The organism is Epilithonimonas bovis DSM 19482 (assembly GCF_900108115.1).
Classification (GTDB): Bacteria; Bacteroidota; Bacteroidia; order Flavobacteriales; family Weeksellaceae; genus Epilithonimonas; species Epilithonimonas bovis.
Genome location: NZ_FTPU01000035.1, coordinates 19,923 through 31,066, shown reverse-complemented (window position 1 = coordinate 31,066; position 11,144 = coordinate 19,923). Strand labels below are relative to the sequence as shown.

Here is an 11,144-nt window from a genome sequence, read left to right as displayed (position 1 = left end):
TTACAAACTAAATCGAAGATATTTCGGAGACAAACTATTCGAAAGGCTCATTATTGCTAATATTACAGCAGTATGATTAAAAACGGATATACATAAAAAGAATAAAGCTATCCTTAAATTTCATGGCTATGTTTATTAGTTAATTTGCAATCATTCTACGTAAAAAAAAAATTTATAAATCTAACCGGCTCAATTATCACATATCATTATCGTTTGGTTTTCATTAGGGTATAATGCTTTTTTCTTTCTTCCGTTTTCAACATCTTTTTTATACCGCGCTAATTAATACACAAAAAAAGCAGCACTACGGCTGCTTTGTATCTGTTTGCTGATCTACAGACTCAGTAACTCTTTCAGATGGCGGTCGACCTGATCCAGGTAGCCCTTATCCATACCAAACAGCCCCAGGTGCCCCCAGATCGTTTTCAGCGGGCGAAATTCACTATTGGGAATCAGCTCCTGTTCTAAGCGGCAGTCTTCTTCTATAAAAAACATATCGTGATCAATCGGCATCACAAAGACTTTGGCTTTTACACGCCCCAGTGCCGCGGCTAAATCACCACCGGTATTTCTGCTGACATCGCCACGCTGCCATTTCCAGGCACAGGTTTGCAGTACATTGGGATCCATGACCGCGAAATACTCTTCGGTAAAACCTTTGGCAAAAGCTTCCGCGGTATCAAAGCCAAGTGCCTGATAGGCTTTTTGACGGAACATCTCTGGAGAATAGCCCATTACGTTCCAAAGATTCCCCTGGCGTTTGAGCGCCGGCACCATCTCTGCCTGATCATAAAAACCATCCTTGAAATGAGGATCAGACGAAATAGTATCCATCAGGGTCTGGGTAAAAATAAAGTCGTGTTCACTGTTTTTAGCATACCCGGCAATAGGTGCTGCCTTTCTCATAAAATCCGGGTAGCGCACGATCCACTCATAGGTCTGCTGGGCACCCATTGATCCGCCTACGACCAGTTCCAGCTGGGTAATGCCAAAGTGCGCTGTCAGCAATTGGTATTGTGCTTTGACATCATCCTCGATCCTTACTTTTGGGAAATGCCCTCCACTGATGGGTTCCGGGGCGTTGTTGGCTGAAGTGGAAAGGCCATTACCAATCTGGTTCACCAGCACGATAAAATACCTGGACGGATCCAGTGCCCGTCCTTCCCCAATGCCATATCCTGGTCGTGCCGCTGTACCATGTCGGGATCAGAATAGCATTGCTTTTATCCTGGTTGAGTGTGCCCCGTGTTTTTACGGCGAGCTCCAGATTAGGGATGGTCGTGCCTTCGCTGAGTTGAAATGCGCCCAGCGAAATCAGCTCATAGTTGCCGTGATTCTCTCCGGTGTAAAATGTGTTTCCTGTATTCATATTCAGATATTTATTGTTCTTAGGTGTCGTAAGCTATTTTCATATCACCAAATATCCTTTGTTAAAGAATATCTGATTATTTTTAATTCTCTCAGATGATCCGGATTACGCAGATTCTGAAATTTGGATCCATACTCACAAAATTTTTATCTCTGTTATAAAAATAACAAAAAAAATGAACCAGCGTGTATTTTGTTCATAACCTGAGAATCATGTGAATCTCAGGGGCTTTCTAAAGCTTTAAGAGATCCTTGTATTGATTAATTTTTGACTCAGAATAACCCGGATCGAATAGATCGGGGCTAATTGGTTGCAACAATTTGCAGAAGGTGTTATTTCACTTTACAGTCTGCTGGTGCGTTAATGGGATTACACCGAGCCGTTTCACCTCCAGGGAGTTCCACAAAATAAGGCGTTCCGTAGGTATTGCCCGGTCTGAAAAAGTCGGTAGAGATAATCTGCGCACCACTCCTGAAGGCGGCCTCTTTTCTTGCAGGATTATTGACTTTGGCTTCATAAGTCTCAATATCAGAGCGCGACCGGACCAGATAACCTTCTTTTACAGCTTTCCGTATCTCATTTTGTCGTACAATGGCATTATCATACAACAGAAAGGCGGCATAATCTTTCCCTGGTTCTGACTGTAGAAACATCATTCTTCCTTCCAGTTGTGGATGTCCCTCAAGATAAGCTGATTCTCCAGATTTCATACCTGCGGAGCCGGGCAACAAAACGAATATAAACTTACCCAAAGATGCATTAACAGTCGGCCAGTTTTGATGCAAAACGGCTTGATTAAGACTTTTATAATTTCCTTTAACGTCATCTGGTGTAATGATTTTTTGTCGTCCCAAAATACTGAGAATCTCTTGATCAAGATCTTCATAAGCCTTGCTGTCAAATGGCAATACCTGGCTGGAGTTGGGAAATATCGGGATGGCCATATCTTTGGCTTCGATCTGGATATAAACCGGAATATGCTTAGGATGGGCATCCGACCAGGTTTTGAGCGCAGTAAGGGCTTTTTTGAGGGTGGTATAATGAGTTCTGAAATCTATATCTGCAATATGTAATACCTTGAAACCTGGTTGATCCATTCCATCTGTAGAGAATGGATAGAGGTCGGTAATGCCCTGTTTTTTAAGAAGCTCATAAGATGCCGGTTTTGTAAAACGATTTCCCGTAGGATCATAATAGACGTCGATCTCCAGATTTCTAAGTCCGGCATTTAGCTGCTCATCAAAATCGGGATGGTTATAGTTAAGGGCTTCTGTAAAATCCATACCGTTAGGATGGTATTCCTGAAACTTCGCTTTTTCATCTGCCGGCATCTTATCCAGAAAACTGCCTTTGTATTGATTAAAAATATCCGAAGCCATTTTGAGAACTTTTGGATCTACAGGTTTTGCATAGGAGTTATGCGTTCCAAGTACCTGAATCTGATTGATTTTTAACCCCTTAGGATAATTGCTGAATTCTTTTTTGGTTTGTGTAAAAAAGCTGAATGGCATTAGCACAGCCATTATAATATGGTTTTTTGAAAATTGCATAATATTAAAATAAATTAAGTGAAACACCGACTTGACCCCTGAATCATGTGTAAGAGATACTTTCTGTTCTGGCCTGTGTGCCGTGGTAAAAACGATTGGGCTCATTAAAGATGTTATTCATCTCTATAAAAGCACGTACTTTTTTTGAAAAAGCATAGGAAGCCGTGGCATCCAGCGTAAAGTTTTTATCAAACCACTGGTAGTGGTCCGGACCGGCCAGAGAGCGGATGGCATTCAGGTAATTGCCTTTATAATTGCCAGCCACGCGGATCATCAGCTGGTTGGTCTCATAAAAAAGACTGATGTTGAAGATGTGTTTGGCCTGCTTGGGAAGTGATGAGTCGATTGTGCTGGCCTCTACCCCATTGGTATATACCGGGATTTTGGTACCGGAATCTACATATGTGTAATTGCCCTCTATACCAAAATACTGCAGAAAGCCAGGCAGTGCTGTAAAACGTTTGCTGATATTGGCTTCTAAACCGAAGATCCAGCCATCCTGAAGATTTTTGGGAGAGTTCTTTAGGTAGTTGACCCCGTTGCGCTGTTCAAAAGTCTGATCCTGATAATGATATTAGATAAACTTTTATAGAAACTCCCCAGAGAGATAATTCCCAGGTTTGAGAAATACTTCTCAAACATTAGGTCAAAATTTGTGGCATAGGTCGGCTTTAATTCTGCATTACCCTAGGTAATGGTTTGTAGAGCATCATTAATTTGTAATCCGGGATTCAGATCTCCAAAATCCGGCCGAGCAAAAGATCTGTTAAACGCTGCCCTGATGATGGTATTATGATTCAGGCTGTATTTTAAATTCACCATCGGCAAAAAGGCATTATACCGGTTTTCTTTTTCTACCGGTTCCGTAGAGATTGTATTGCCATTTTGCACAATACTGTTGCCCTTAAAATTGGTAACATTATATTCATTCCGGAATCCGCCAATAATATTGAAGTGTTCTCCCAGACGAAAAGTCCCCATAATATAAGAAGCATATACATTTTCTGTACCTGAGTAAGATGCTGCAATATTGCTTGGTGTATTAGCCCCCTGAACATTGTATAAACCATTGGTGCTGATGTAATCTGCCGTAAACATCTGATCGATCTGGCCATTGGTAATCTGGTTGATCAATACATTGTTGTAAGGGTTATGAAGAGGATTTAGAAATCCGCCGTTGTAAGGGAAACCTTCGGTCTGCAGCTGGTTTAGATAGACCAATGGCTTAGAACCCGGAATCCCCAGCAATGCTGATGGCATCCAGACATAGATAGCTGAATTGAATTCTTTGGCTTTGTCTATAAATTTGCCACCGGCTTTAAAATTAACATGATCATTGAGTTTGAAATCAAAATTGAACTGCGCACGATAATCTCTTTCAGTATTCTTATTTCTGCTGATAATAGTCTGATAAAGATATGTTTTGGAAGCATCCATATCATTGAGATTATGTGGCAATACAACATCCGGGCTGTCGCCAGTATGATCGGGAGCATCCATGGCGAGATATTTTATGCCATCTGCAGATAGATTGCCATAGGTCATATTCTGACGAAAGGTTACAATCGGGTAACCCCGCTCACTGTCCGGCAGATTCTTCGGTGAATTGAACTCGAAGCCTGACCTGGATTTAATAAGCGCCCAATCCATTTTTAACTTACCAGTCAGCTGATGCTCTCCACCAAAATTGAGTGAATATAAGTCAGTAAGATAATCGGCATGCCTGGCCTGTAACTGAACATTTTTTGTATTGATATTGAAATAAGTTTCCCTAACTTTTTGCTGATCCAGATATTGGCTGTACAAGCCTTTGAAATAGATTTTATTTTTGGAATTAAACTCGTATTCTAAAGCGCCGTTGAAGCCTAAGGTTCTTCTCTCTGCAATATAATCTCTGAGCTGAAGCTGATTGATACCAAATGATTTGGTGTAGTTCTGATTGTTAAAATCATATACCATCTGAAAATTATCAATGCCGGTATCCCGGTTCCAGATTACCGCAGAGCTTATAAATTTAAACTTGTCCGTAATTTTGTTACCATACACAACAGAGGCATTATAACTAGGTGATTGAGATTGGTTAACGTAGCCTCCTGCAGCATTTACAGAAAGAGTTTCCTTATTTACAGCTGTCTTGGTGATAAAATCAATTGTCCCGCCTATGGCATTACCATCCATATCCGGAGTAAGTGACTTTGAAAGTTTTACATACTGGATTAATTCTGAAGGAAAAATATCCATCTGCAAACCTCTGTTAGCATAATCACCACTCGCGCTGGGCATCCTATTGCCGTTAAGGGTGCTGGAGCTCCATTGGATTGGGGTGCCTCGTACGGCAGCAAAGCGGCCTTCGCCCATATCCCGTTCTATACTAACTGCCGGCAGTCGTTGGATAGCTTCAGCAGCATTTCTGTCCGGTAGCTTGCCAATAGCATCTGCGGCAAGAACATCGGCAATTGTAACCCAAAAAAGAAAATTAATTTGTGTGGGTAAGATCGTCAAGATATTTTCTTACATCAATCCATTGGTAATACGGATAACTTTTGGTATTAATCGGGATATTGACCTCGTTTTCATTCAGGAGAACCTTGACCAAAACGTCATTTTTTTTGTTTTTATAAAAAATCATCTGAAGGTTGGCAGCCATTGGAGCGGCCTGAAATGCATTCCAGACTTTATAGACCTCTTTTGGATTAACTTCCGCCTTGTCCAATCCGTCTACTTTCATAAAAGCTAATAATGGCGCAATATTGTCGTCGTGTCCGAACCTGAGCGACGCTCCGCTTTTGTTGTTACGGATATAATCATCAGCCTCTTCTAGAATATTTTTCACTAGAGGGATTGCGTTGTTTATCACCAATCCTTTTGTTAACGGAGAGGGACCATCCTTAATGTAGGTATTATAATTTGCCGATTGGTAGATATTGAATAATTCATCTTTTGTAAAAAGGTCGTAGAAAGATATATCTGTTTCCAAATTCTGCATATCGCTGGCAATCCAATACAATGACTCCATTACTTTTTCAGGATTTACATTTTGGGAAACGTAATTATCATTATTAAAGATATTTTTGGTAAATCTATCGGAATGCAACGCTTCTTTTTTAAGTTTTTTCTTTTCTTCCTGCCACGCGTTAACCTGATTTACTATATCTATTGATTCCTTAGTATGATGATGCAGATAGGCCATATATTTATCGGAAGATTCTATGCTGATGTTTAGTTTGGGATTATTAGCTGTCAGTTCATTGGTAAAATAAGCCATACTGATGATACATCTGGGAACAACAGTGGATTTTGCTGTCACAATAGCTTTATCTCCGAAAACTTCCGGGTTATTTCTGAACATCCGCTCAGAGATCTGTTTGTGTTGTCGAGCTCCTAATTCAGTAAGATCTCCATTGTGACCTTCTGCCATTTTCCAAATCGACTCCAGTCGCTGTAGCGCTGATTTTCCATTTTCTGTGAGGGCGTTGTGATCATTGGCCTTTTTTAGAATGTCCATGACACCGGAAAAATCTTTGTCACTGATAAGCCATCTTGAGCCGTGTCTTCCATAATGGCTGATATAAAACGGCTGATAGCCAGTGGGAACGGCTGTCAATTTTTTTGTCGGAGTTGGGTAAGCATAATATACGCCGCCGGTCTGATTTATATTGGATAGAATTTCTTCTTTTGTGGTTTGCCCTTGATACAAAAAAGTTGCTGCAAGGAATAGAATAAAAATTGATTTCTTCATTGTAAACTTAATTTTTTAGGTCTGCTAAAACGGTCTTATGATTAATTACGCAGAACTAACAAAATCGTCAACCTTAAAGAAGTTTTTTTATGAAAATCAATATGAAAAAAAACAGGTGTATGTTTGTTTTAAGAATATTCAATACTTTATTAACGTGCTTGGCTACAGCATTTTTAGAAATACTACTCTCCTTTGCAATTTCAGAATAACTAAGCCCATCAATTTTATGTTTAAGAAAAAATGACTTACTTTTTTCAGGAATTAATTTTAGTAATTTTTGTGCCTGCTCAGAATAGGATCGGAATTCATCCTCATCATATTCATCTTTCACAATGCTAAGGTGCGTTTCTTCTTTGAAATCTGAGAATGACAACTTATTTCGTCTGTAAAAATTGGCAACTTCCTGCTTTGCAGTTTTAAAAATAATGGCTTCCTTATTCTTATCCAGTTGATCCCTGTGCTTCCAAAGATGAACGAAAATATCCTGAACCACATCTTCAATATCGTCCTGTCCGTGAATATACTTTTTCACGAAGAAGAAAATCTGATGCTTGTATTCAGCATATAATATTTTAAACTGAGAATGCACTTGGAGACTATATTTTGAGGTCTATATATAGACGAAGCTTTCAAATATATCAAAAATTAGCAGTCAGCAATAAAAAAAAATAAATCTCTAAAAATCAATAATTTAAAATAAAAACCCTTTGAATTTGTATTCCCGTTATTAGAAGTGGCGGGTGATGCAGCCATCAATCGCTCTTCGGCAAGATGCCTGCTAAGACTGAGTTTGATAAGCATCGCAAACTGGATGCAAAAACTAAGAGTATAAATAATCCTCATAATTTCTCGGTCTAAGACATGCACATAAGTCATGAGGGTAAATGAGAGCATCATCACCAATGCAAAACATAAAAACTGAAAATAAAGGGTATGAAAACTATAATTATTATCTTTCCTTTGCCTGAAACTGAAAATAGTAAAAACCAGATAGGCACCCCAATAAACAGGATAGAATCTAAATATCCATAAGTAAACGTTACCAAAAACAGCAGATCCTTTTGTTAAAAAAACCGTTATACTGAACAGAAAAGCAATTAAAAAAGGAATGAAATGCAACCACTGCCTTTTTCCTAAAGGAATATTGAGCATCTGACGGCTAGCCAAGTACAGGAGTGGCCCTTTTATAAAACGAAAACTGCTGGGATACTTATCGATATATGAAGTAGAATTGAAAAATATGAACACCACATACTCTGAAATAAAATCCAGCATGATGATAAAAATATAGGTTATTAGATAATAATTGCCCTTTATTTTACTGTTCTTAATTAGAAAAAAGGAAATTATTGCTTCTAAAATAACGGCGATAAAAGTCCCGGAAAATTCCATAACATATTTTTAATTTGGCAGGTGAATTATTATTTTTTTACCATGCAACTAATTAAAAATCTATTAATTGATCCTGTATTAATATAATAAAATATTAACACAGAGATTGCCGCAAAAGAAATAGTTCATAATCAAAATGATACAGCGACCCGAATCATAGACGAAATTTTCAAAACCATTCTTAAGGAAACTAGTGTTACCTGAAGGTCTGTCTATAAAAAATGTCTCCGCAAACTAAATAGATATTAAAGTAATAGAATAAAAGCTTCAAAAAAAAAATTATCCGTTAGCCTTAATGGATAATTTATATATAGTGCATGAATGCATAAAAGAGATATTATCAAATTGATAAAACAAAATGAAATTATTAATCTAAGGCTACTTTCAACCATGAGTTTCATAAAGTTCCAGCAATTTATTCTTTGAGGTATCGCTTGAGGTAAGGTGCGGTAACACTGCTCTTGTTAGTCATAAACTCCTGCGGTGTACCGGCCGCTACCAGGCGGCCGCCATGGCTACCGGCACCGGGGCCAATCTCTATCACCCAGTCGCTTTGGGCAATAATCTGCAGATCATGCTCTACCACAATCACAGTACTCCCCGCTTCTGCCAGATTTTTGAGTTGGCGTAAGAGGCGGTCTGTATCTGCCGGATGCAGACCGGTCGTTGGCTCATCCAGGACGTACATTGTACCGCTGTGCTGGGTTTTCTGCAGCTCGGTTACCAATTTTATGCGCTGGGCTTCGCCACCGGACAGTTCGGTGGCTGGCTGACCGAGCTTGAGGTAAGCCAGCCCCAGATCCGCTGCTACATTGAGGCCCCGCGCTATTGCAGGATCATCCTCAAAAAATACCAGTGCCTCCTCTACTGTCATATCCAGCACTTCGGCAATGTTTTTTTCTTTATAACCAACTTCTAGAACTTTGGGATTATACCTGCTGCCGTGACATTCCGGGCATGGTGTGTAAACGCTTGGCAGAAACAGTAGCTCTACCATCACCTGGCCTTCGCCTTTGCAGCGCGGGCACCGCCCTTTAGCCACGTTAAAAGAGAACCAGCCAGCATCGTAGCGGCGCTTACGGGCTTCGGGAGTGGCAGCAAAGCGTTTCCTTATGCTGTCAAAAATACCACTGTAGGTGGCAAAGTTGGATCGTGGTGTACGGCCGATAGGTTTCTGGTCTATGGGAACCAGGCGCTTGATCAATTGTCGGCCTTCTGTGATATTGCCGGCCACCGGTTGCTGCTCCTCCATCAGGAGCGTATCTGTATCGTCGTTATCATCCGTATCGGCTGAGGCTTTCAGTTTGTCATTTAAAAGTGTTACCAATGCCTGGCTCACAAGACTGCTTTTGCCCGAACCAGATACGCCGGTAACACTCGTGAGAACACCTAAAGGAAATGCAACATTGATATCCTGCAGGTTATTATGGGAAACATGTTCTAGCTTCAGCCAGCCATCTGCCATGCGGGGCTGGCTGTTGAGCAGATGTGGTACATCATAGAGATACCTGCGAGTCACCGAATTTTTGACACCTGCGAGCCCTTCTGCAACACCGCTGTATAGAATTTCACCACCATGCTGCCCGGCGCCGGGACCCACATCCACAATCCAGTCGGCGTGACGGATAACATCAGTCTCATGTTCTACGACAAGAATGGAGTTACCTCCGGCTTTCAGCTGATCCAGGGCCTTCAGCAAAGCTGCCGTATCAGCGGGATGCAAGCCCGCCGAAGGCTCGTCGAGTACGTAGACAACCCCAAAAAGATTAGAGCGGATCTGCGTTGCCAACCGCAAGCGCTGAAGCTCGCCGGGCGATAAAGACGGTGTACTGCGCTCAAGGCTAAGGTACCCAAGGCCAAGATCTATCATCAATTGCATCCTGGAGGCCAGGTCGGCGGCAATACGCTGCTTGACGACAGCACGCTCGGGCGCTTTTGAAGTATCCTGAGAAGCAGTCTTCTGCGCATCCTGTTTAAAAATAACAAGTAACTCTTCAACAGGTATGGCAGAAAGTTCGGTAATGTCCATGCCATGGTATGATACGGCAAGAGCCTCCCGGCGGAGCCTCTTCCCGTGACACAGGGGGCATACTTCGCTAACCATAAAGCGGCTGACCTTTTTTTTCATCAGCTGGCTTTGGGTGCCGGCAAAGGTCTGCATGATATAACGCTTAGCACCTGTGAAGGACCCCATATAAGCCGGCTTACGGTTTTCGGCAATGGCTGTTGGTACTTCTTCGGGCGATAATCGCGGATAGACCGGTACCGTAGGCTGCTCATTGGTATAGAGGATAAAATCACGCTGTTTTTTTGGGAGCTCTTTCCATGGGATATCCACATTGTAACCGAGCGAAATGAGAATATCCCGAAGGTTCTGCCCCTGCCATGCAGTTGGCCATGAAGCAACGGCACGCTGGCGGATTGTAAGGCTGTCATCGGGTACCATCAGCTTTTCTGACACCTCATAAATGCGTCCTAAACCATGGCATTTGGGACAGGCACCCTCGGGTGTGTTGGGTGAAAAAAACTCAGCATGCACGACGCCAAGCCCTTCCGGATAATCCCCGGCACGCGAATAAAGCATCCTGAGGAGGTTAGAAATGGTAGTGACGCTGCCTACGGATGAGCGGCTGCTGAAGGCACCACGCTGCTGCTGCAAAGCAATCGCAGGCGGCAGACCGTTAACCTCATCCACATCTGGTACCTGCATCTGATTGAACAGACGGCGGGCATAGGGTGACACCGACTCCAGGTAGCGGCGCTGCGCCTCGGCATAGAGCGTCCCAAAGGCCAGTGACGACTTGCCCGATCCGGATACGCCGGTAAAGACGACGAGTGCATCCCTGGGAATGCTGACATTGATATTTTTCAGATTGTTTTCCCGACCTCCCTTAAGTTCTATGAATCCACCAAATTCTTTTTGAATGCTATTGCCCATATTCAATTTTAACTGAAGCCAAAAGTTAGTATTAGTCCGTCAGACATACAAACTTTTTTGATAAAAAGTGCATTTGAACAGATTAAGGCAAGTGAAAATTCCCAAAAAGCAAAACAAAATTAATAATGATGAAGGTTGTATATCCGTCCTATAAAA

The 11,144-nt window shown here is 41.6% G+C and carries 9 protein-coding genes and 1 pseudogene; all 10 read right to left on the bottom strand.

Translation table 11 applies throughout. The features are described from left to right. Nucleotides 1-333: 333 nt before the first annotated feature. The gene (locus B0B05_RS12985; RefSeq protein ID WP_317044140.1) at nt 334-1,128 is read right to left on the bottom strand and encodes an alpha/beta hydrolase family protein; all 795 of its coding nucleotides are present in this window, start codon (nt 1,126-1,128) and stop codon (nt 334-336) included. Further along, nucleotides 1,106-1,369 (bottom strand): hypothetical protein, encoded by a 264-nt coding sequence (locus B0B05_RS17140; protein WP_317044139.1) that lies wholly within the window; start codon nt 1,367-1,369, stop codon nt 1,106-1,108. The genes B0B05_RS12985 and B0B05_RS17140 overlap by 23 nt, the downstream gene beginning before the upstream one ends. Nucleotides 1,370-1,701: 332 nt before the next feature. Next, nucleotides 1,702-2,892 carry a Ca2+-dependent phosphoinositide-specific phospholipase C gene (locus B0B05_RS12980; protein ID WP_143746030.1) on the bottom strand — a complete coding sequence of 397 codons (1,191 nt, stop codon included), beginning with the start codon at nt 2,890-2,892 and terminating at the stop codon, nt 1,702-1,704. Between the two features lie 70 nt (nt 2,893-2,962). Beyond that, nucleotides 2,963-3,409, bottom strand: a complete 447-nt coding sequence (locus B0B05_RS16655) for a TonB-dependent receptor domain-containing protein (protein WP_159435880.1) — start codon at nt 3,407-3,409, stop codon at nt 2,963-2,965. Nucleotides 3,410-3,606: 197 nt separating this feature from the next. Continuing rightward, nucleotides 3,607-5,421 carry a TonB-dependent receptor domain-containing protein gene (locus tag B0B05_RS12970; RefSeq protein ID WP_076784054.1) on the bottom strand — a complete coding sequence of 605 codons (1,815 nt, stop codon included), beginning with the start codon at nt 5,419-5,421 and terminating at the stop codon, nt 3,607-3,609. Beyond that, nucleotides 5,396-6,658, bottom strand: a complete 1,263-nt coding sequence (locus B0B05_RS12965; protein WP_076784053.1) for a histidine-type phosphatase — start codon at nt 6,656-6,658, stop codon at nt 5,396-5,398. The genes B0B05_RS12970 and B0B05_RS12965 overlap by 26 nt, the downstream gene beginning before the upstream one ends. Before the next feature lie 73 nt (nt 6,659-6,731). Next, complete coding sequence (locus B0B05_RS12960) at nt 6,732-7,247, bottom strand: RNA polymerase sigma factor (RefSeq protein ID WP_076784052.1); 516 nt, start codon at nt 7,245-7,247, stop codon at nt 6,732-6,734. 56 nt (nt 7,248-7,303) lie between these two features. After that, entirely contained in the window at nt 7,304-8,050 is a 747-nt protein-coding gene (locus tag B0B05_RS12955) for a hypothetical protein (protein ID WP_076784051.1), read from the bottom strand. 415 nt (nt 8,051-8,465) lie between these two features. Beyond that, entirely contained in the window at nt 8,466-9,749 is a 1,284-nt protein-coding gene (locus B0B05_RS17330) for an AAA family ATPase (protein ID WP_245799335.1), read from the bottom strand. Between the two features lie 423 nt (nt 9,750-10,172). Next, a pseudogene (locus tag B0B05_RS17325) lies at nt 10,173-10,496 on the bottom strand (excinuclease ABC subunit A); the annotation flags it as partial. Between the last annotated feature and the right edge of the window lie 648 nt (nt 10,497-11,144).